General features: G+C 63.0%; 19 protein-coding genes. 9 read left to right on the top strand and 10 right to left on the bottom strand.

What is annotated here, in order from left to right; all coding sequences use genetic code 11:
• Window positions 1–198 precede the first annotated feature (198 nt).
• On the top strand, window positions 199–525 hold the full coding sequence (locus tag SB753_RS20120) for a DUF1840 domain-containing protein (RefSeq protein WP_020067113.1): 327 nt from the start codon (window positions 199–201) through the stop codon (window positions 523–525).
• Between the two features lie 175 nt (window positions 526–700).
• Here the strand turns inward: SB753_RS20120 and SB753_RS20115 are convergent, their stop codons facing one another.
• The 7 genes from SB753_RS20115 to SB753_RS20085 form a co-directional block, all read right to left on the bottom strand.
• Window positions 701–907: a hypothetical protein gene (locus SB753_RS20115; protein ID WP_020067112.1), complete on the bottom strand. Its 207-nt coding sequence runs from the start codon at window positions 905–907 to the stop codon at window positions 701–703.
• Between the two features lie 173 nt (window positions 908–1,080).
• A complete protein-coding gene (gene metH, locus SB753_RS20110) occupies window positions 1,081–3,807 on the bottom strand; it encodes a methionine synthase (protein ID WP_410801648.1) in 2,727 nt (908 codons plus the stop codon).
• A 76-nt stretch (window positions 3,808–3,883) separates the two neighbouring features.
• Complete coding sequence (locus SB753_RS20105) at window positions 3,884–4,954, bottom strand: homocysteine S-methyltransferase family protein (RefSeq protein WP_410801484.1); 1,071 nt, start codon at window positions 4,952–4,954, stop codon at window positions 3,884–3,886.
• Between the two features lie 392 nt (window positions 4,955–5,346).
• Window positions 5,347–5,604: a DUF3567 domain-containing protein gene (locus SB753_RS20100; RefSeq protein ID WP_013337859.1), complete on the bottom strand. Its 258-nt coding sequence runs from the start codon at window positions 5,602–5,604 to the stop codon at window positions 5,347–5,349.
• 118 nt (window positions 5,605–5,722) lie between these two features.
• Window positions 5,723–6,511, bottom strand: coding sequence for an alpha/beta fold hydrolase (locus SB753_RS20095; RefSeq protein ID WP_410801482.1), 789 nt, complete (start codon window positions 6,509–6,511; stop codon window positions 5,723–5,725).
• A 200-nt stretch (window positions 6,512–6,711) separates the two neighbouring features.
• On the bottom strand, window positions 6,712–7,986 hold the full coding sequence (locus SB753_RS20090; protein ID WP_410801480.1) for a DUF3108 domain-containing protein: 1,275 nt from the start codon (window positions 7,984–7,986) through the stop codon (window positions 6,712–6,714).
• A gap of 61 nt (window positions 7,987–8,047) precedes the next feature.
• Window positions 8,048–8,950: an IclR family transcriptional regulator gene (locus tag SB753_RS20085; RefSeq protein WP_310356533.1), complete on the bottom strand. Its 903-nt coding sequence runs from the start codon at window positions 8,948–8,950 to the stop codon at window positions 8,048–8,050.
• A gap of 161 nt (window positions 8,951–9,111) precedes the next feature.
• Between SB753_RS20085 and SB753_RS20080 the strand changes: the two genes are divergently transcribed.
• The 6 genes from SB753_RS20080 to rfaE2 all read left to right on the top strand — a co-directional run bounded on the left by SB753_RS20080 (window position 9,112) and on the right by rfaE2 (window position 15,555).
• Window positions 9,112–10,095, top strand: a complete 984-nt coding sequence (locus SB753_RS20080) for a fumarylacetoacetate hydrolase family protein (protein ID WP_410801478.1) — start codon at window positions 9,112–9,114, stop codon at window positions 10,093–10,095.
• A gap of 123 nt (window positions 10,096–10,218) precedes the next feature.
• The gene (locus SB753_RS20075) at window positions 10,219–11,487 is read left to right on the top strand and encodes an ABC transporter substrate-binding protein (protein ID WP_410801476.1); all 1,269 of its coding nucleotides are present in this window, start codon (window positions 10,219–10,221) and stop codon (window positions 11,485–11,487) included.
• 36 nt (window positions 11,488–11,523) lie between these two features.
• Window positions 11,524–12,375 carry an enoyl-CoA hydratase/isomerase family protein gene (locus SB753_RS20070; protein ID WP_020067103.1) on the top strand — a complete coding sequence of 284 codons (852 nt, stop codon included), beginning with the start codon at window positions 11,524–11,526 and terminating at the stop codon, window positions 12,373–12,375.
• A 119-nt stretch (window positions 12,376–12,494) separates the two neighbouring features.
• Window positions 12,495–13,379 (top strand): PhaM family polyhydroxyalkanoate granule multifunctional regulatory protein, encoded by an 885-nt coding sequence (locus SB753_RS20065; protein WP_410801474.1) that lies wholly within the window; start codon window positions 12,495–12,497, stop codon window positions 13,377–13,379.
• A gap of 588 nt (window positions 13,380–13,967) precedes the next feature.
• The gene (locus tag SB753_RS20060; RefSeq protein WP_027780097.1) at window positions 13,968–14,840 is read left to right on the top strand and encodes a ferritin; all 873 of its coding nucleotides are present in this window, start codon (window positions 13,968–13,970) and stop codon (window positions 14,838–14,840) included.
• Window positions 14,841–15,072: 232 nt separating this feature from the next.
• Window positions 15,073–15,555, top strand: coding sequence for a D-glycero-beta-D-manno-heptose 1-phosphate adenylyltransferase (rfaE2, locus tag SB753_RS20055; RefSeq protein WP_020067100.1), 483 nt, complete (start codon window positions 15,073–15,075; stop codon window positions 15,553–15,555).
• A gap of 121 nt (window positions 15,556–15,676) precedes the next feature.
• On the opposite strand, the gene SB753_RS20050 is transcribed toward rfaE2, so the two are convergent.
• From SB753_RS20050 to SB753_RS20040, 3 genes are all read right to left on the bottom strand, one after another.
• Entirely contained in the window at window positions 15,677–15,916 is a 240-nt protein-coding gene (locus SB753_RS20050) for a hypothetical protein (protein ID WP_020067099.1), read from the bottom strand.
• A 79-nt stretch (window positions 15,917–15,995) separates the two neighbouring features.
• On the bottom strand, window positions 15,996–16,838 hold the full coding sequence (locus tag SB753_RS20045; protein ID WP_410801472.1) for a type III pantothenate kinase: 843 nt from the start codon (window positions 16,836–16,838) through the stop codon (window positions 15,996–15,998).
• On the bottom strand, window positions 16,835–17,749 hold the full coding sequence (locus tag SB753_RS20040) for a biotin--[acetyl-CoA-carboxylase] ligase (RefSeq protein ID WP_410801470.1): 915 nt from the start codon (window positions 17,747–17,749) through the stop codon (window positions 16,835–16,837). The genes SB753_RS20045 and SB753_RS20040 overlap by 4 nt, the downstream gene beginning before the upstream one ends.
• Window positions 17,750–17,868: 119 nt before the next feature.
• Here SB753_RS20040 and SB753_RS20035 point away from each other — a divergent pair, with 119 nt between their 5' ends.
• Both SB753_RS20035 and SB753_RS20030 read left to right on the top strand, forming a co-directional pair.
• Window positions 17,869–19,002 carry an MlaE family ABC transporter permease gene (locus SB753_RS20035; protein ID WP_020067096.1) on the top strand — a complete coding sequence of 378 codons (1,134 nt, stop codon included), beginning with the start codon at window positions 17,869–17,871 and terminating at the stop codon, window positions 19,000–19,002.
• Entirely contained in the window at window positions 18,999–19,877 is an 879-nt protein-coding gene (locus tag SB753_RS20030; RefSeq protein ID WP_088173211.1) for an ABC transporter ATP-binding protein, read from the top strand. Before SB753_RS20035 ends, SB753_RS20030 begins: the two co-directional genes overlap by 4 nt.
• The last annotated feature ends 1 nt before the right edge of the window (window position 19,878 follow it).

Below are 19,878 nucleotides of genomic sequence, written 5' to 3'. Positions count from 1 at the left end.
GCTTGCACCTGTGCGCGCGGCGCCGCGAGGCGCGCTTTTCCGTCCAGACGGATTTTAGCAGGTGCTAATATGTTCAATCAGATGCCCAGCAAGGGCCGATGCCGCCGCGTCTCTTTGGCGAGCTAACGGAGCGCGCGCTGACGGCTGCATTGAGCGCCGCTCGCGCGTCAATCGAACATAACGAAAAAGGGAACAGTCATGCTGATTACTTTCAAATGTCGCGCTTGCCCAGACGTGATCATGCTCAATAATCTGGCACAGCATCTGGTCGGCATTGTCGGCAAACGTCTGGGTGAACGAGGCGTCATTACTCACGACGAACTCGCAGACGCTATCACCAAACTCGAAGCGGCCATCACCTTCGACAAGCAGGAACGCGCCGAGCACGACGGCCATTTCCACGAAGGCGAAGAGGGCCACGAGCATCACGAGATTCCGCCTGGACTCGCACAGCGCGCTTACCCGTTCCTCGACATGTTGCGCGCCGCGCAAAAAGAGAACGCAGACATTGTCTGGGGACTGTGATTCTCGCGAGCGAGCCACGCCACTGCGATCGGCTCGCGAGGGATATGCGCGTGCTGTATTTGCCGTAGACCTGATGCCCGGCGGCCCGCGCCTCATGTCTGAATGAAAAAAGAGCCCGCTCGACGCGGGCTCTTTTTCGTTGCGAGGCCGAAAGCGCTATGGCCGTGCAGCCTGCTTACTGACTGGCGGCTGCCGGAGCGGCTGCGGGAGCTGACTCACCTTTCTTCATTTTTTGCTTCTTCGGTTTCTTGACGTGCTTGACCGTGGGCGGGGAGTACGAGCTGACCGCGCTCGAACCGCCGGGAGCGGCAGTTTGCGCGAGCGCCGCCGAAGCGCCCGCGGCAAGCGAAACAGCAGTCAATAACAGCACCAGCTTCTTCATAGGATTTTCTCCGTCGACGGTTGCAATTAGTTAAGCCGACGCGTTTTAGCCGCGTCTGGCGGGTCAAGCCGCCTCAGTCTACAAAGCCGAAAATTACGTTGCCGCAAATATTCAGTCTTTCTCGCCGGATATAGTGGGTTTCCCGCCACGCCGGCAGATCGGCTCTTACCGGCTTAGAGCAACGGCGCCAACGCCCGCTCGGCATCCGCCTTCGAAAGAGACATTCGCTGTGCGTAATCTTCCAGCTGGTCCTGGCCGATCTTGCCCACCGAGAAATACGTGCTGTCCGGATGCGCGAGATAGAAGCCGGAGACGCTGGCCGCCGGCAGCATGGCAAGCGATTCGGTCACGCTCATGCCGATGTCGCCCGCTTGCAGCACCTCGAACATGTCACGCTTCACCAGATGGTCCGGGCACGCCGGATAGCCGGGCGCGGGGCGAATGCCGCGATACTTTTCCGCGATCAGGTCGTCGCTGGACAGGTTTTCGGTGTTGGCGTAACCCCACAGGTCGCGCCGCACCCGCGCATGCAGCGCTTCGGCAAAGGCTTCGGCGAAACGGTCGGCAAGCGCCTTCAGCATGATTGCGCTGTAGTCGTCGTGATCCTTTTCGAACTGCTTTTCCTTCACGTCGACGCCGAGACCCGCCGTGACCGCGAACATGCCGATGTAGTCCGCCACGCCCGAGTCTTTCGGCGCAATGAAGTCGGCTAGCGAGCGGTTCGGGCGCATCACGCCGTCTACCACCGGCCGCACGCTTTGCTGCCGCAGGTTGCGCCAGGTGAGCGCGACTTCGGTGCGCGATTCGTCCGTGTAGATTTCGATGTCGTCGTCGTTGACCGTGTTGGCGGGCAGCAGCGCGATCACGCCGTTTGCCTGCAGCCAGCGACCCTGGATCAGGCGCGCGAGCATCGACTTGCCGTCGGAAAACACGCGCCGCGCCGATTCGCCGACGATCTCGTCGTTCAGAATTGCCGGATAAGGACCGGCGAGGTCCCAGGTCTGGAAGAACGGCCCCCAGTCGATGTAGTTGGCCAGTTCGTTCAGATCGAAGTTCTTGAACACGCGCCTGCCGATGAACTTCGGCTTGACCGGCTCATAGCCTTTCCAGTCGATCGGCGTTTTGTTCGCGCGGGCTTCGGAGAGCGAGACCATCGGCAGCGCCTTTTTGTTCGCGTGCTGATTGCGAATGCGCTCGTAGTCGGACTTCAATTCGTCGAGATACTTTGTCGCGCCTTCGTCAGACAGCAGACTCGACGCGACGGACACCGAACGCGACGCGTCCGGCACATACACCACGGGGCCTTCGTAATGCGGCGCGATCTTCACTGCGGTGTGAACGCGCGAGGTGGTCGCGCCGCCGATCAGCAGCGGAATCTTCTTCACGCGGAAGTAGTCGTCGCGCTGCATTTCCGACGCGACGTAGGCCATTTCCTCGAGACTCGGCGTGATCAGCCCGGAGAGTCCGATGATGTCCGCGCCTTCGACCTTCGCCTTCGCGAGAATGTCGTTGCACGGAACCATCACGCCCATGTTGACCACTTCAAAGTTATTGCACTGAAGCACCACCGACACGATGTTCTTGCCGATGTCGTGCACGTCGCCCTTAACGGTCGCAATGACGATCTTGCCCTTCGCGCGCACGTCGCCGCCCGCAGCCGCAAGTTGCTTCTTTTCTTCTTCGATGAACGGGATCAGGTGCGCAACCGCCTGCTTCATTACGCGGGCCGACTTCACGACCTGCGGCAGGAACATCTTGCCCTGACCGAACAGGTCGCCGACGATGTTCATGCCGTCCATCAGCGGGCCTTCGATCACGTTGATCGGACGGCCGCCTGCAGCCGCGATCTTCGCGCGCACTTCCTCGGTATCTTCGACGATGAAGTTCGTAATGCCATGCACGAGCGCATGCGACAGGCGCTTCTCGACGGGCTGGTTACGCCACTCCAGGTTCTCTTCTTTCTTCGCCGCGCCGGTCTTGAATTTGTCGGCGATTTCGAGCAGGCGGTCGGTGCCGTCCGGGCGACGGTTCAGGACCACGTCTTCGACGCGTTCGCGCAGTTCCGGATCGAGGTCGGCATACACGCCGAGCTGCCCCGCGTTGACGATGCCCATGTCCATGCCGGCCTGAATTGCGTGATACAGGAACACGGTGTGAATCGCCTCGCGCACCGGATCGTTGCCGCGAAACGAGAACGACACGTTCGACACGCCGCCGCTCACCTTCGCGTACGGCAGGTTTTCCTTGATCCAGCGCGTCGCGTTGATGAAATCGACCGCGTAGTTGTTGTGTTCTTCGATACCGGTGGCAATCGCAAAGATGTTCGGGTCGAAGATAATGTCTTCCGGCGGAAAGCCCACTTCGTTCACGAGGAAGTCGTACGAGCGCTTGCAAATCTGCGTCTTGCGCTCGAACGTGTCGGCCTGGCCCTGCTCGTCGAAAGCCATGACGACGGCGGCCGCGCCGTAGCGGCGAATCAGGTTCGCGTGATGGCGGAACGCTTCTTCGCCTTCCTTGAGCGAGATGGAGTTGACGATCGCCTTGCCTTGCACGCACTTCAGGCCCGCTTCGATCACTTCCCACTTCGACGAGTCGATCATGATCGGCACGCGCGCGATGTCCGGCTCCGACGCGATCAGATTCATGAAGCGGACCATCGCCGCTTTGGAGTCGAGCATCGCCTCGTCCATGTTCACGTCGATCACCTGCGCGCCGTTTTCCACCTGCTGGCGCGCGACGGCAATGGCTTCGTCGAACTGGTCGTTCAGGATCATTCGTGCGAACGCCTTCGATCCTGTCACGTTGGTTCGTTCACCAACGTTGATGAAAAGCGTCCCGGACGTGACGTTGAACGGCTCTAGGCCGGCAAGGCGCATGGTGTGATCTGTCATGGCGTATATGCGAGTCGATTGCGTGCGTTAGGTGCGGCTCGGTTGCGTCTGCGGTGCGTCTGCGTTGCGTCTGCCTGGACGCCGCTCAAGCGGCGTCGCGATACTGCGTCGGCCATTTGCGCGGCTTCACTTCGGCGAGCGCCTTGGCTATCGCCGCGATGTGCTCCGGCGTCGTACCGCAGCAGCCGCCCGCGATGTTCACGAGACCCGCTTCGGCGAATTCCTTGAGCAGTCCGGACGTGTCGGCCGGCAATTCGTCGAAGCCCGTATCGCTCATTGGATTCGGCAAACCCGCGTTCGGATAGCACGACACATACGTGTCGCAGAGCTTCGCAAGTTCGGCGATGTAAGGGCGCATTAACGCCGCGCCCAGCGCGCAGTTCAAACCGAACGTGAGCGGCTTTGCATGCCGCAGCGAGTTCCAGAATGCCTCGACGGTCTGGCCCGAGAGAATGCGCCCCGAGGCGTCGGTGACCGTGCCGGAGATCATGATCGGCAAACGTTCGCCGGTGTTTTCGAACAGTTCGTCGAGCGCGAAAAGCGCGGCCTTCGCATTGAGCGTGTCGAAGATCGTTTCGACGAGAAACAGGTCCGCGCCGCCTTCAAGCAGCGCCTTTGCCTGGTCGTAATAGGCCGCGCGCAGTTCGTCGAACGTGACGTTGCGTGCGCCGGGATCGTTCACGTCGGGCGAAATGCTCGCGGTCTTCGGCGTCGGTCCGATCGCACCTGCTACGAAGCGCGGCTTGTCGGGCGTCGAATACTTGTCGCATGCGGCGCGCGCGAGCTTTGCCGACTGCAGGTTCATTTCGACTGCAAGTGCTTCCATGCCGTAGTCCGCCTGCGCGACCGTGGTCGCGCCGAACGTGTTCGTCTCGATGATGTCGGCGCCCGCAGCCAGATACTGCTCGTGAATCTCACTGATGATCTGCGGCTGCGTGATGGACAGCAGTTCGTTGTTGCCTTTGATGTCGCGCCCGTAGTCCTTGAAACGCTCGCCGCGATAGCGCGCTTCGTCGAGCTTGTAGCGCTGGATCATCGTGCCCATTGCGCCGTCCAGAATCAGAATGCGCGACTTGAGCAGCGCGGGCAGCGCCGTGCCGCGGGTATAGGCGAGCTCGGGACGGACGGGCTTGGCAGTTTGGGCAGGCTGGTTCATGGCGGACAAGGGCTTGCGCCGGCTTTTTCGGGAACCAGTCATTGTAGCCGTAGCCGGGCTAATTCGCCGGGCGCGGGCGGCGCGGCGCTGACTGGATGTCGCGGGAAGCGCAATTCAGGTCGGGACAAATGCCCTAAGAGACCGCGCAACGCACGACTGCGCGCGAATCCCACTGAACGACACCGCAACCCGAGCGCAGCACGTCGCGGCGAAGGGACACCACAAAAAGAAAAACGGTTCAGCAGGCTGAGCCCACTGAACCGCTTTCATCATTGCCGACCATCTTGTGAAGGCCGCCGGCGGTGCCGGACGGCGTGGTCGATATATGTCGCCAAATACGTGAAAACTATACAAACGGTCCTGCCGCCGAGAACGTCGGCGAGACCTTGAGGTCAGTGGAGAATTACCGGTTGATGCATCAGGCTGTCGAACTGGCCGAGGAATTCGTCGACTTCGTCTAGCGACGGTTCTTCTTCGATCAGCTTTTGCACGTTCTCGCGAAACCGCGCCGCCATTGCACCGTCAATGTAAATTTCACGCTGCATGTTTTTGTCGACGATCTCGTAGCCACCCGATTTCATGGCCAGCGGGCCTTCTTGCGGCGGAAATTCGACGACACAATAGTTAGGGCTGTTGTAGATCATTTGCATGGCGACACTCCTTATTTCCGTTGGCTCCTGGCCATTCCTGCGCCATACGTGGAGCTTATGGTGTGGAATTCAAGGGGTGGGTCCGGATTGACGCTTGTAAAAGTTCCGAACCTACCGGTTAGACCGGCCTTTCAAGAAACGTTTCAAGCAGTGCGGCAAAACGTTGAGACTGCTCGACTGGCGCAAGGTGAGCGGCGTCGAGCAATTCGAAGTGAGCGCCTTCAATGGCATCTGCTATCTCCTGACTAGCAGCAGGCCGCGTGCCCGTATCGTGGCGCCCTGCCACGACCAGGGTTGGACAGTGAATCGCTCCCAGCTTACCGCGTACGTCGAACTCGCGCAGCGCTTCGCACGCCATGGCGTAGCCTTCTGGCAACGTGCGGGTCAGCGCCTCGTGGATCGGCTCCACTGCTTCGGGATGCGCGACCCGAAAATCCTCGGTCAGCCAGCGTTCAAGCGTGGCGGCCGCAAGCGGCGCGATGCCATCCCGGCGGGCGCTGGCGGCGCGTTGGTCCCATGTGGCGCGGGCCTCTGGCGGATTCGCGGCAACGCTGTCGGCAATGGTGAGCGAGTCCACGCGGGACGAGTGGTCAAGCGCGAACTGCTGCGCGATCATGCCGCCCATCGACATACCTACGAGGTGCGTGCTCGGGGCGCCCAGCGCATCCAGCAGCGCGGCAAGGTCGCCGGCAAGATCGCCAACCGAGAACGGCTCTTTTGACAATTCCGTTTGGCCGTGGCCCCGCACGTCGTAGCGCAGAACCGTATAGTCGTCGCGAAAATAGCCTGCGAGCTGGTCCCACACGGACAGATCGCCGCCAAGTTGATGAATGAACGTAAGCCAGGGGCCGCCGCCTTCATTGCTCAGCACGTAGCGCGTCTCGATTCCGTTGATGTTCACTTGCATGCGGGCTCCTTCAAGGGGATCGCAGTGGAAGAATTGGTCGAGGCCTGACGTGTGTGCGCATATACGCAGATACGTCTGCGGCCCGCCAACGGTTGCATCAGATGATGCAGAGTCGGCATCGAGACGGAAGTTTCGCGAGTATGTGCGAGGCACTATTCGAGTGCATGCCCGCATCGACGCCGGTGCCGGCGGGCTTTGTATCAGGGCTTGATGTTGCCGGAAGTGTCGTCGGCACCGGTCGAATTGACAGGTGGGCCTGGCGGCGATGCCAGCGGCGCGGCTGGCGCTGCGTCGGAGGCGGCTGTCGGCGCGGCTGAAGGGGAGGCACCCGGCGATATATCGGACGAGCCCGCGTTGTTATCGACACTGATCTTGCCGCGCCACACCAGTTCGAACTGGGTGCCGTTCGGCTCCGTCTGCACGAGTCGCGCGGGCAGCCAGCCGAGCGAAGGCGCGAGCCATACGTCGATGCGGCGCTGGTCGCCCTGGCGGCGCGGCAGCCGCTTGAAATGGCGCGTTTGCAGGTAGCCCTGCGCGGTGCGGATGGTTTCGTCGCCAATAGTCTCGACTGGCCAGTTTTCACCACTATCGCTGTCTACCACGAAGAACTGGCGCGTCACGCCCGGCTTGTAGGCATCGGGGTCGCCGCGCACCAGGCTCGCCAGTTGCATGATCATGCTGAAGCGGTCCTGCGCGCCGTCGGGCAATGGCAGTGTGGAGGGTGTTCGCGTGAAGGCGATCTTTTTGTCGGCGCGGTTGAAGATGGAAACATCTTCCACGCGGCGACCGCGCTTTTCCACGTATTGCTCGGGAGCGAGGCCGAATGCATCAATACGGCCATGGCTCGAATACACGAAGGTGCCGACAAAAGGTAAGGGCACCGAAACCACCATCTCGTAACTTTGCGCGCTGCTGGTCCAATGGATCGTGCCCGGCTGGTTTCGCACGCCGTTGTAAAACGTGTCGTACTGGAGTTCGCCGGACGGCGGGACCGAGAACTTGACGCCCGGCGGCGCTGGCGCGACCGGCGCTGCGCTTGCCGTCGCGCTTGCGGGCGTGGCGTTTGCGGCGCTCGCCGATGCCACGTTTGCGACAGGCGCGCTGGCGGCGGTGTCCGATGCGGCGATAGCGGCGTCGACTGTGGGCTTTTCGGCCGGTCGCAACGCGGTCAACACATGCTCGCGCGGCTTGCCGGCGACGGGCTTGCGTTTTCGCTCGGGCGTGGGCGCAGCCGGGGCCGTGGCAGCCGGATTGCGTTCGATACGTTCCGGTTTAAGAAGCGCAACCTGCACTGGGACATGTTCGTCACCGGATGGATTCAGCGTCGCGCGGTGGCGCTCGACCCATTGCGCGGCGATCCAGTGGAGAACGCCGACCACGAGCAGGACCGCGATCCAGCGCCACGTACGCCAACGGACACGCGGCTCGTCAGCGAGCGTCAGATCGGACTGGCGTGCGGTGGAAGGTAGAGCCATCGGCGATTGAATGCGTGCAGTGCGGGCGCAAAGTGCGAATGAATGGATGCGGCGGCGAGCCTTAACGCGGCGTCGGACTATACCCCAGCTCGTACGACAGCTTTTGCGCACATTCACGCAGCGCCGTGTCGATTTCGCCGCCCCAGCCAATGTCGAACGCGCCTTCGTGACCGAGCGCGACGAGGCCGAGCGCCAGTTCGCCCGTCGAGTCGAACACCGGCATGCAGAACGCGTGAATGGTCGGCAGCAACATGCCTTCGACGCGCGCCGCTTCATGTTCGCGCACGTCCGCCAGCACCCTTTCGACTTCCTCGCGGGTACGCGGCACGCCCAGATGCGACGAGCGGCGGGTGTCGGCCAGTTCGCGCTCCAGCATTGCGCCGGTCTTGCCCGCGGGCAGATAGGCCGCGAAGAGCAGGCCCGTGGCGGAACTGAGGAGCGGCATCACGTCGCCGAGTTTCAACGACGCCTTCGCCGGATGGCTCGATTCCATCCAGTGAACCATGGTCGGCCCCTGATTGCCCCACACGGCGATGCCCACAGTCAGGTCGAGCCGGTCGCGCAGTTCGGCGAGCGCGATCCGCGCGAGCTTCACGCCGTCGACGCGGGCAAGCCGCGCGAGCCCGAGTTGCAACGCGAAGCCGCCCAGCTCATATCGACCGGAGAGCGGGTCTTGCGAGACGACGCCTAGACGTAGAAAGCTCACCAGATAGCGGTGCGCCTTCGCAGGGCTCATGCCGGCGCGCTGCGCGAGATCGCGCAGCATCATGGCGCGCGGTTCGCGGGTCAGCACGTCGAGCAGCCTGAAGCCGACTTCGATCGACTGGATGCCCGAGCGCAGCTTTTCCTCGCCGGCGTCGGCTGCGTCGGTGGTTTCGGCGGTCTCGTCGTCGATGTCGGATGCTTCGGCGGCGTCGGCGACCGCGCGGTTAGGAATTGCGCCGGAGCGGGCAGTGTTCGGCATGAGCAAGGCGCGCGAAGCGCGTTCAGAAGCGGTGAAAGAATGCCGGCCGCAGAGCCCTTGCGATACGCCTGACAGGGGTTTCGGCAAGGCGGGCTTGGGCTGCGCCGATTCACCATCGTAGAATAGATTCCCTCTATCGTCACTAACCCGGTTCATCATCCATGAAACTTGCCACGCTGAAAGACGGCACGCGCGACGGCCAACTGATTGTCGTGTCCCGCGACCTGCACACGGCGGCCGTTGCCGACGCGATCGCGCCCACGTTGCAACGCGTGCTCGACGACTGGACCTTCTACGCGCCGCAATTGCACGATCTGTACGACGCGCTCAACCAAGGGCGCGCGCGCAACACATTTTCATTCGACGCAAGCGACTGCATGGCGCCGCTGCCCCGCGCTTTCCAATGGGCGGACGGATCGTCGTATGTAAATCACGTCGAACTCGTACGGCGTGCGCGCGGTGCGGAGATGCCGCCGGAATTCTGGACCGATCCGCTCATGTACCAGGGCGGCAGCGACGACTTCATCGGTCCGAAAGACGACGTGGTCTGTGCATCCGAAGCGTTCGGCATCGACTTCGAGGCAGAGGTTGCGGTAATCACCACGGACGTGCCGATGGGCGCGACGCCCGAGCAGTCGCTCAAAAGCGTGCGTCTGATCACGCTCGTCAACGACGTTTCGCTGCGCAATCTGATTCCCGCTGAACTCGCGAAGGGCTTCGGGTTTTTCCAGAGCAAGCCGGCCTCTTCGTTCGCACCGGTCGCCGTGACGCCCGACGAACTCGGCGAACACTGGCGCGAAGGCCGCGTGCACCGGCCAATGATCGTCCATTGGAACGGCAAGAAAGTCGGCCAGCCAGACGCCGGCACGGACATGGTGTTCCACTTCGGCCAGCTGATCGCGCATGCTGCGAAAACGCGCAATTTGCGAGCGGGCGCGATTGTCGGATCGGGCACGGTCTCCAACAAGGACGCGAAGCGCGGCTATTGCTGTATCGCCGAAAAACGCTGCCTCGAAACGATCGAGCATGGCGCGCCGCAGACCGAGTTCATGAAGTACGGTGACACGGTGAAGATCGAAATGTTCGATCAAGCGGGCAAGTCGATTTTCGGCTCCATCGAGCAGAGCATCGCACCGCTCGACTGAAGCGGTACGGCGCATCGTCCGAAAGGGTTTCGCCCGATGCCGCTGCCATCGCGCGCCGCTACACTGACTGGCGCGGCGGCATCGGCGGCATATCAAAACGAAAAACTCATGTGAGGAGACACCATGCGGCGAGCTGGATCGATTGACGCGGGATTGAGGAGCGCATGCGCGCGTGTTCTGAATGCGAGCGCATGGCTGGAGGAGCGGGAAGAACTGAAGCTGAGCAGGCGGCTCGCCAGAGCTGCGGCTCGTGTCGCCGCATTGTGTACGGCGCTTGTATGCCTGTCGCCCGCGGCGGCGTTGGCTCAGGTGAAGATCGGGCTGGTGCTCTCGCTGACCGGGCCGGCCGCGTCGCTCGGCATTCCCGCGCGCGATACGGCGACGTTGCTGCCGAAGCAGATCGGCGGCCAGAGCGTCGAATACATCGTGCTCGACGATGCGTCGGACACGACCCAGGCTGTCCAGGACACCAAGAAGCTGATCTCCGAGAATCATGTCGACGCGATCATCGGTTCGTCCATTACGCCGAACTCGCTGGCAATGATCGACGTGGTTGCCGACGGAGCCACGCCGATGATCTCGCTTGCGTCGTCGGCGAAAATCATTGAACCCGTTGATGCCAAGCGCCATTGGGTCTTCAAGACTCCGCAAACGGATGCGATGATGGCTTCAGCAATTGCCGAGCATGCAAGCACACGCGGAGTGAAAACTGTCGCGTTCATCGGTCAGGCCGATGCGCTCGGCGAGACCTTCTACGCCGAAGTCGCGAAGTTCGCGCAGCTTCATCACATGCAGATGGTGGCGAGCGAGCGGTTCAATCGCACCGATCCGAGCGTGACGGGTCAGGTGCTGAAAATCCTAGCAACGCATCCCGATGCAGTGGTGGTGGGCGCGGCCGGCACGCCCGCGGCGCTACCGCCGAAGACACTGCGCGAGCGCGGTTATAAAGGGCTGATCTATCACAACCACGGTGTGGGCAATAACGACTTCCTGCGCGTGTGCGGCGCCGATTGCAACGGTACCTTCCTGCCAGCAAGCCCGGTGCTGGTCGCGGCGCAATTGCCCGCCGATCATCCGGCGAAGCGCCTCGCGCTCGATTACATCGCGCGCTTCGAAGCGCTGCGTGGGCCTGGCAGCGTCTCGGCATTCGGCTCCTACACGTGGGACGCGGGCATGTTGCTCAGCCATGCCGTGCCGATCGCGTTGAAGACAGCAGCGCCGGGCACGCCGGAATTTCGCCGTGCGTTGCGCGACGCACTCGAAGGCACGCGCGGTCTCGCGGATACCAACGGCGTCGTCAACATGAGCGCCGGGGACCACCTGGGGCTCGACCAACGTGCGCGCGTCATGGTCGAAATCAGCAGCGGCAAATGGGTTTATCAGCCGCGTTAAGCGATGCGCGCATCACGCACCCACGGATAGATCACCATGACTGAACAACCTCACACCAACGATGCGTTCTACGCACGTTACCAGTCGCTCAAGTTGCATCGCCGTCCGCACGGCGTACTCGAAGTGGTGATGAGCGGCGAAGGCGCGAACAGAAGCGCGCTTGCCACCGCCGACGCGCGCATGCATTACGAACTCGCGGAAATCTGGCGCGACATCGACCGCGATCCCGACACGCGCGTCGCTATCATTCGCGGCGAGGGCAAGGGCTTCTCGGCGGGCGGCGATCTGCAACTGGTCGAAGACATGGCTACCGACTTCGACGTGCGCGCGCGCGTGTGGCGCGAGGCTCGCGATCTGGTCTACAACGTCATCAACTGCAGCAAACCGATCGTCTCGGCGATGCACGGTCCGGCCGTCGGCGCGGGTCTGGTCGCGGGTCTGCTTGCCGATATTTCAATCGCGTCGAAGACGGCGCGCATTATCGACGGGCACACACGGCTCGGCGTAGCCGCCGGCGATCACGCGGCGATCGTCTGGCCGCTACTGTGCGGCATGGCGAAGGCCAAGTACTACCTGATGCTGTGCGAGCCGGTGAGCGGCACGGAGGCGGAGAGAATCGGGCTCGTGTCGCTTGCGGTCGACGAAAACGATCTGCTGCCCAAAGCATTTGAAGTCGCGCAGAAACTCGCGCACGGTTCGCAAACCGCGATCCGCTGGACGAAGTATGCGTTGAACAACTGGCTGCGCTCGGCAGGGCCCGCTTTCGATGCGTCGCTTGCGCTGGAGTTCATGGGATTCGCCGGGCCGGACGTGCGTGAAGGCGTGACCTCGCTGCGCGAGCGGCGTGCGCCGGATTTCGGCGGCGCAGACCCTTGGCGCGCACCGTAACGGATGCAGCGCGATTCGGATGTACCGCGCTGTATGATCGGTTTCGGATGCGCTCGATGCGCTCTCCGGTTCGCGTTTTTCTTTCCGCGCTTTTTTGATAATGCAGCGAGGCGACAAGCATGACTGACACATCTGGTTCAACGCCGCCGTTCCCTGGCTTCCCCGGTTTTCCGCCCGCCGAAATGCTGGAACACATGTGGGGCATGATGCGCATGTCGCCGTTCGGCTCCGCGTTCTCCGGCGCACCATCGGGCGCGGGCATGGGCGCGGGCATGGGTCCGTCGCTGTCGATGATGTCCGACATGATGGCGCCGCTTACCAACGTCGAAGAACTCGATAAGCGCATCACCGACATGCGCGCGGTCGAGCAATGGCTCAAGCTGAACCTGAGCATGTTGCAATCCGCGATTCAGGCGCTCGAAGTGCAGCGGGCGACGCTTGCGACGCTGCGTGCGTTCGGCGCGTTTGCACAGCAATCGATGAGTCAGCCGGCGGCGTCGCCTGCGCCGGCCCCCGCGCCGAGCCCGTCGCCGAGTCCGTCGCCAACGAGCGGCTGGCCTCATCCGGAGCCGGCGGCTTCGGCCGAAAACTCGGCTACCGCTGAAGCGTCGGGCGACGAGGAGGGCACACCTGCCACTCCGCCATTCGACGCATCGGCATGGTGGAACCTGCTGCAATCGCAATTCAACCAGATCGCGCAATTCGCGATGACTCAGCCGACCGCGAGCGCCGCGGGAGCGGCCGAGAGTGGCGGCGCGCAAGCCGAGACTGACGAGGACGCTGCCGACGAGGCGAGCGAGGCAGTTGGCGGGGCGACCGATGTACCGCGACCATCGCCCGAGGACGAAGCCGCCGCAGCGTCTGCGAGTTCGGCTGAAGGCGCTGGAACTGCTGACCAGTCTGCGGCGAAGCGGCCGACGGCGAAGCGCGCGCCGTCAACCACAAAGCGCGCAGCGGCCGGTACGGCCAGCAGCGGGTCGAAGCCGCCCAAAAAATCCCTGTGACGATGCGCAGCGGGAGGCGGGCGGCTGCCGGGCCGATTGTCGGGGAAACTGGGCAGAAAAATCGCCGGCTGTCACCGTTTTGACCCCGTCGCAAGCCACACTCCGCCGATTGCACAGTCGTTGAGACAGGTCAAGCAGGCATCGGAATTGCGTCCGCTATCGCGCGGGTTTGAGGAAGTCAGCGTGCTATCATTGGAAGGCATTTGTTTGGTTTTGGGCGTGCGCTGAAAACAACCAACCAGCCGCCCAGGCTCCATTCACCGCCGGCATCACCGGCGCAGGGCTGGACGGTGCGGTTTTCATCGCAAACTGGCTCGACCTCAGGCATAGGGTATCCCTCACCCATGGTTGGCCGCGCAATGCGTGACCCGAGCGTGTAACTTTGCGTTAGCCGCTCCTCGCGCGAGCGCCCGGACTTCTTCGCTGCCCGTGCATCCAGGCGGCCGGTTACCGCGTAAAATTGAAGGCTTGGCCGGCGAACGGCGCGGCATTCGGGTAGAGCACCCGGCGCGTTTCGTTCGTGGTCAGGAAAGTGCTACACGTAGTAGTGACAGACACACACAGTATGTGCAGAACAGGGGTGGGACTATGAACACCATGCTTTACCCGGAACTTTATAAATCGCTCGAATCCGTTCGATGGGACATGGAGAAAGACATTCCCTGGGACAAGTTCGATGCATCGCTATTGACCGACGAGCAGGCCGCGACGATCAAGATGAACGCGATCACCGAATGGTCGGCGCTGCCCGCCACGGAAATGTTTCTGCGTGACAACCATCACGACAGCGATTTCTCCGCGTTCATGAGCGTGTGGTTCTTCGAAGAACAGAAACATTCGCTGGTGCTGATGGAATATCTGCGCCGCTTCAAGCCGGAAATGTGCCCCACCGAAGAAGAGCTGCACGCCGTGCGCTTCGAATTCGACCCGGCGCCGCCGCTTGAAACGCTGATGCTGCACTTCTGCGGCGAAATCCGCCTGAATCACTGGTACCGCCGCGCTGCCGAATGGCATACCGAGCCGGTCATCAAGCACATCTACGAAACCATTTCGCGCGACGAGGCGCGGCATGGCGGCGCTTACCTGCGCTACATGAAGAAAGCCATGGTGCAAACCGGCGACATCGCGCGAGCCGCTTTTGCAAAGATCGGTGTGCTGATGGCGTCGGCGCGTCGCACCGAAAAGCCGTTGCATCCCACGAATCTGCACGTCAATCAGGCATTGTTCCCGCGCGACACGATCCAGTCGCGCCTGCCCGATCCGGAATGGCTCGAACGCTGGCTCGACGAGCAGATCCGCTTCGACGACGGTTGGGAAAAGAAGGTTGTCGAGCGCATTCTGCATAACCTGTCGCTGCTGTTCGAGCGCACGTTCACTACCGCGCAGGAACTGAACCGTTATCGCAAGGAAGTGGTGACGCGGCTGCAGGCCGACCAGAAGTCGGCCGAACAGCCGGCTTGAATGGAGCCTCGTGAATCCGGGTTCGCGGGTCGCGCATGATGCGAAGCTAGCGCCGCGCTCCGGTTCGGCGCTTTAAAACGGTCCGGCAGGCGCGAGCTTGCCGGACCGTTTTGTTTAATTTGCGCCTGATTTCGATGCTCACCCTTATGCTCGACCAGTCTGCGTGAGCGTTATGCTCCACGTTGCATACGCCGTATCGCGACGGCAAATCTCCGTATCTTCCATATCCCAAATGGCCGCTATTTTCGAACGCAAGATTCTTACTCGCGACGCGCTGGTCGCGCTGCGCCCTTCGCTGAACGCGCCGGTCGTATTTACAAACGGCGTGTTCGACATTCTGCATCGCGGGCATGTGACCTATCTCGCGGATGCGAAAGCACAGGGCGCTTGCCTGATCGTCGGCGTGAACAGCGACGCGTCGGTCCGTATGCTCGGCAAGGGCGATGACCGGCCGATCAACAACGAAGCCGACCGCATGGCTTTGCTCGCGGCGCTGGAGAGCGTCGACTACGTGGTTTGCTTCGGGGAAAAGACGCCTGTCGAACTGATCTCGGCGCTACGTCCGGATGTGCTCGTCAAGGGCGGCGACTACGACATGGACACGTTGCCGGAGTCGGCCATCGTGCGCGGCTGGGGCGGCAAGGCGTTGGCAATTCCGTTCGAGCATGACCGCTCGACGACGGCGCTGCTCAAGAAGGTTCGTACGCAAGGCTAAGTGTGGACGAGTGAGCACGGTGCAAAGTCTGCATGGCCTAGGCTTGTGCTTGCACAGTTAGATGCGCCCCCCGACGCGCCGCTGCAACATCCGGCTCCAACTCTCGGCTTCGATTGTCCGTTTATTGCGGCAACGCCGACGCCGCGATCGGCGCGACCGGTGCCGCCGCGCCGACAACAGCCTGATCAGCGGCGTCCGTGGCGGTGACCGGGCGCACCTTCAACCAGTCCGGATGGACTTCACGGCTCAGGTGATTGGGTTCGCGCCCGCTCGCGGTGGGCGTCGGGCCGAACACGCCGCGCACTGCGACGAATGCCAGAAGGTTGGCCAGGAACAGTATGGCGATCAGCCAGCGCAGCATCGTTATATTTTCCCTTCCAGAAGTTGTCCCGCCGATGTGGTTCAGACGCGAAGCTCAGCCATCACATTTAGCCGGCGTTCTACACGCCGTGTTCCGAAGCGCGCTCGGAAGCTATCAGTGCAAGCCCAGACAAAACCAGTGAATCGTGGCGAGTATGCGGCACTTTCAGTGCGCTCGCCACTTCGTCTGCAGCGCCGCCGCCGACCACGAGGCGCACCGGCACCTGCCATTCGTCCGCCAAGTCGCGCCATGTCCGCTCGACGAGTCCCGCTTGTGCCAGCGTGCAACCGGCAGATAGCGAACGAGGCGTATCCGTGGCGAAGAACGGGCCGCGTCGGGTTGCGTCCTGCTTATCAGCGGAACTCGCCAGAAGGCCGCGCGCGGCGTTAGCGTCGAGCGTCGGCAATTGAGCCGTGTGCTCGCCGAGCGAGCGCATCATCAATGTCCAGCCTGGCGCGATGAGTCCGCCTACGAAGCGGCCGTCCGCGCGCAACGCCTCGAGTGTGGTCGCGGTTCCGAAGGTCGCGATGAGCAGATGCTCGCCGGGAAACGCCGCGTGCGCGCCGATCATGCCGGCCCAGCGGTCGCTGCCTAGCGCGTGCGGCGTCGTGTACGCGTTGGTCACGCCGCATTGCTGCTCGCGTGCGCGAATCGTGGTGAGCGGCAGATGCGGCCATTGCGCGTCGACCAACGCAGCGATTCGCTCACCTGCGGCATCGCCCGCGACGTTCGATAACCATGCGCCGCGAGGCGCCGGCAAGTTCGCCCACTGCGTCGCCCCTTCAGTAGCCCATTGAGTCTGATTCGCGCCGCCATGCGCAAGCGCGCCACCGGCGATCTGCGTGCCGTCAGCCTCGACCATTGCCCATTTGACGCGGCTATTGCCCGCGTCGATCAAAAGATGACGCGCGCCGCTCGTCATGCAGCACCGTCGGCGAGACGCAGGGACACGTCGCCGGTCGCGATGCTCTGCCGGCCCGCGTCTGTATCGAGCAACAACTGGCCGCGCTCATCGACGCCCGCAGCGACGCCGCGTGTGACTTCCGCGCCCTGTTCGAGCAGCACGACCTCGCGGCCGGCGTACGCATGCATTGCGTTCCAGCGCGCCTGAAACGGCGCGAATCCTTCCGCGCCGAAGCGCTGCAACACGGGCTCCAGTGCGTTGAGTTCGGCGGCGAGCGTATCGGTGAGGTTAGCGTTGGGCAGCGCGCGCTGCAGCGCGGTCGGTGCCGTGCCGCGCACCTGCGGCGGCGACCCGGCGTTGAGCGCGCCGATTTTCGCGGCGAGTTCGTCGGCGCCCTTCACGTTGGTGCCGATGCCGATCACGACGGCGCTCGCGTCCTCCGTACTCCAGGCGGTCTCGATCAGGATGCCGGCGAGCTTGTCGCCTTCGAGCAGTATGTCGTTCGGCCACTTCAGCGCAATCTGGCCGGGGCCCGCGACAGGCAACGAGCGCAGTCCGTCGACGAGCGCCACGCCCACCGCGAGACTCAATCCCGCCAGTCCTTCTAGCGGACGCGGCAGCACGCAGGCGACCGAAAACAGCAGCGCATTACCCGGCTCCGCGTACCACGGACGCCCGCGGCGGCCGCGTCCGGCGGTCTGCAGGTAAGCCACCCGCACGATCGGCCGTGGCAGCGCGCCCGCCTTGCGCGGCAGCGCCTTCACGCGGGACATGAGGTCGGCGTTGGTCGAGCCGGTTTCTTCGACGATTTCGATCGGCCAGTCATGCGCATGCGCGCCGAAAAGAGCGACGGTGCGTTCACGGTCGATACGCCAGTCGGCTGCATTCGCGGCAGCGGCCGGTCCTTTGGGAGGAGTGGAAGCGTTCATGTCCCATATTGTAACGACAGCGTGTAGCGACAGCGAACCGCCTGGGCCCGCCAGCGCGGTCGATCCGCTGCGCGTTCGTTACAATGGCCGCTACTCCGATAACCACATTGCAACGATCCTTGAACTACGACACTCCGCCCGGCCTTGAAGTCGCGGCTGGCAGCCAAGGCAAGATCGTCCGGCTCTCGGGCCAGTGGACGGCGCTCGCGCTCGCGCGCGACCGTGCAACCGGACATGTGATACCGCAACTGCGTTCGCTCGAAGGCGCCGAAGGCATCGGTCAGTGGGATCTATCGCGCATCGACCGGATGGACCACGTCGGCGGCCAGGCGCTGTGGCGCGTGTGGGGCCACAGAATGCCGCCCGACACCGAACTCACCGACACGCAGCGCGATATCTTCGAGCGCATTGCGTTGCTCGACACCGTGCGCGAGACGGCGGAGCCGGTCGTCAGATTCGATCCGTTCACGCGGCTCGGCCTCGGGCTGTTTTCGTTCTTCGAGCATTTATACGGCGGCGTGGCTATGCTGGGTCGCGTCGTGCTCGATCTGCTGGCGATCGCGCGCAAGCCGGCCCTCACGCCGTGGACTGAAATCTCGGCGAATATCTACAACGCCGGCACCAGGGCGTTGCCTATCACCGCGCTGGTCGCGTTTCTGATCGGCATCGTGCTGAGCTATCTGTCCGCGCAGCAATTGAGGCTCTTCGGCGCCAATCAGTACATCGTGAATATTCTCGGGCTCTCGGTGATCCGCGAACTCGGGCCGGTGCTCTCGGCGATTCTGGTCGCGGGCCGCTCCGGCTCGGCAATCACCGCACAGATCGGCGTGATGCGCGTGACCGAGGAACTCGACGCCATGCGCGTGATGGGCATTCCGCACGGTCTGCGGCTCATCCTGCCGCGCGTGGTGGCGCTCGGCGTGGCGATGCCGCTACTCGTGATGTGGACGAACATCATTGCGCTGAGCGGTGGGGCACTCGCCGCGAAGATTGTGCTCGGCATCGACATGAGTTATTTCGCGCGCGCGTTGCCCGGCGTCGTGCCGGCTGCGAACCTGTGGATCGGTCTCGGCAAGGGCGTCGTCTTCGGAATGCTGATCGCGATTGTCGGCTGCCACTTCGGGTTCCGTATCAAAGCCAATTCGCAGAGTCTCGGCGAAGGCACGACGACTTCGGTGGTGACGTCCATCACGATCGTGATTCTCGCGGACGCCGTGTTCGCGATTCTGTTCCAGAACGTGGGGCTCGGATGATCGCGCCGCTAACTCAGGCCGTACGCGGCCAGCCGATGCCTTCCATTGCCGAGCCGGTGATCGAAGTGATCGACGTCACGAAGCGCTATGGCCGCAACATCGTGCATCAGCATGTGAATCTGGACGTGCGGCGCGGCGAGATCGTGTCGATCGTCGGCGGGTCGGGTTCCGGAAAGACCACGCTCGTGCGACAGATTCTCGGGTTGGAGCGGCCAACTTCGGGAACCATCAAGCTGTTCGGCGAAGACCTCGCGACCATTTCGCCCGAAACCGCGCTGCTGATGCGCAGCCGCTCCGGCATGCTGTTTCAGCGGGGCGCGCTGTTTTCGTCGCTGTCGGTGTTCGACAACGTCGCACAGCCGGTGCGCGAACTCGGCAAGGTGCCCGAAGACCTGCTGCGCGACATCGTCATGCTGAAACTGGAGATGGTCGGGCTGCCGTGCAAGCACGCGTCCAAAATGCCTTCGGCGCTGTCCGGCGGCATGATCAAGCGCGTAGGCATTGCGCGCGCGATCGCGCTCGAACCCGAACTGCTGTTTCTGGACGAACCGACCGCCGGGCTCGATCCGCAAGCGTCCGACGAGTTCGTCGAACTGATTTCGGCGCTGCATCGCGCGCTCGGCTTGACGGTCGTGATGGTCACGCACGATCTCGACACGATGGTCGCGCTTTCCACGCGCGTGGCCGTGCTGGCGGACCGCAAGGTGCTGGTCGCCGCGCCTGTGGAAGAAGCGGCCGGCGTCGATCATCCGTTCATCCGCGAATATTTTCTCGGCTTGCGCGGGCGCCGCGCCTTGCAGGCGTTGCCGCCCGAGCGCCGCGCAAAGCTGCCGCGCGCGGCGCTCGAGCCGGCATCGTCCGAATTGCCGCTGTGAA

Origin of the sequence: Paraburkholderia sp. SIMBA_053 (assembly GCF_046534895.1) — a bacterium.
Classification (GTDB): Bacteria; Pseudomonadota; Gammaproteobacteria; order Burkholderiales; family Burkholderiaceae; genus Paraburkholderia; species Paraburkholderia caledonica.
This window is presented reverse-complemented; position numbering and strand designations above follow the sequence as displayed.

What these genes read in the sequence shown, in the direction of transcription:
- SB753_RS20120 (WP_020067113.1), top strand. Translation starts at nt 199, where the DNA reads ATGCTGATTACTTTCAAATGTCGCGCTTGCCCAGACGTGATCATGCTC.
- SB753_RS20115 (WP_020067112.1), bottom strand. Translation starts at nt 907, where the DNA reads ATGAAGAAGCTGGTGCTGTTATTGACTGCTGTTTCGCTTGCCGCGGGC.
- SB753_RS20105 (WP_410801484.1), bottom strand. Translation starts at nt 4,954, where the DNA reads ATGAACCAGCCTGCCCAAACTGCCAAGCCCGTCCGTCCCGAGCTCGCC.
- SB753_RS20100 (WP_013337859.1), bottom strand. Translation starts at nt 5,604, where the DNA reads ATGCAAATGATCTACAACAGCCCTAACTATTGTGTCGTCGAATTTCCG.
- SB753_RS20095 (WP_410801482.1), bottom strand. Translation starts at nt 6,511, where the DNA reads ATGCAAGTGAACATCAACGGAATCGAGACGCGCTACGTGCTGAGCAAT.
- SB753_RS20090 (WP_410801480.1), bottom strand. Translation starts at nt 7,986, where the DNA reads ATGGCTCTACCTTCCACCGCACGCCAGTCCGATCTGACGCTCGCTGAC.
- SB753_RS20085 (WP_310356533.1), bottom strand. Translation starts at nt 8,950, where the DNA reads ATGCCGAACACTGCCCGCTCCGGCGCAATTCCTAACCGCGCGGTCGCC.
- SB753_RS20080 (WP_410801478.1), top strand. Translation starts at nt 9,112, where the DNA reads ATGAAACTTGCCACGCTGAAAGACGGCACGCGCGACGGCCAACTGATT.
- SB753_RS20075 (WP_410801476.1), top strand. Translation starts at nt 10,219, where the DNA reads ATGCGGCGAGCTGGATCGATTGACGCGGGATTGAGGAGCGCATGCGCG.
- SB753_RS20070 (WP_020067103.1), top strand. Translation starts at nt 11,524, where the DNA reads ATGACTGAACAACCTCACACCAACGATGCGTTCTACGCACGTTACCAG.
- SB753_RS20065 (WP_410801474.1), top strand. Translation starts at nt 12,495, where the DNA reads ATGACTGACACATCTGGTTCAACGCCGCCGTTCCCTGGCTTCCCCGGT.
- SB753_RS20060 (WP_027780097.1), top strand. Translation starts at nt 13,968, where the DNA reads ATGAACACCATGCTTTACCCGGAACTTTATAAATCGCTCGAATCCGTT.
- rfaE2 (WP_020067100.1), top strand. Translation starts at nt 15,073, where the DNA reads ATGGCCGCTATTTTCGAACGCAAGATTCTTACTCGCGACGCGCTGGTC.
- SB753_RS20050 (WP_020067099.1), bottom strand. Translation starts at nt 15,916, where the DNA reads ATGCTGCGCTGGCTGATCGCCATACTGTTCCTGGCCAACCTTCTGGCA.
- SB753_RS20045 (WP_410801472.1), bottom strand. Translation starts at nt 16,838, where the DNA reads ATGACGAGCGGCGCGCGTCATCTTTTGATCGACGCGGGCAATAGCCGC.
- SB753_RS20040 (WP_410801470.1), bottom strand. Translation starts at nt 17,749, where the DNA reads ATGAACGCTTCCACTCCTCCCAAAGGACCGGCCGCTGCCGCGAATGCA.
- SB753_RS20030 (WP_088173211.1), top strand. Translation starts at nt 18,999, where the DNA reads ATGATCGCGCCGCTAACTCAGGCCGTACGCGGCCAGCCGATGCCTTCC.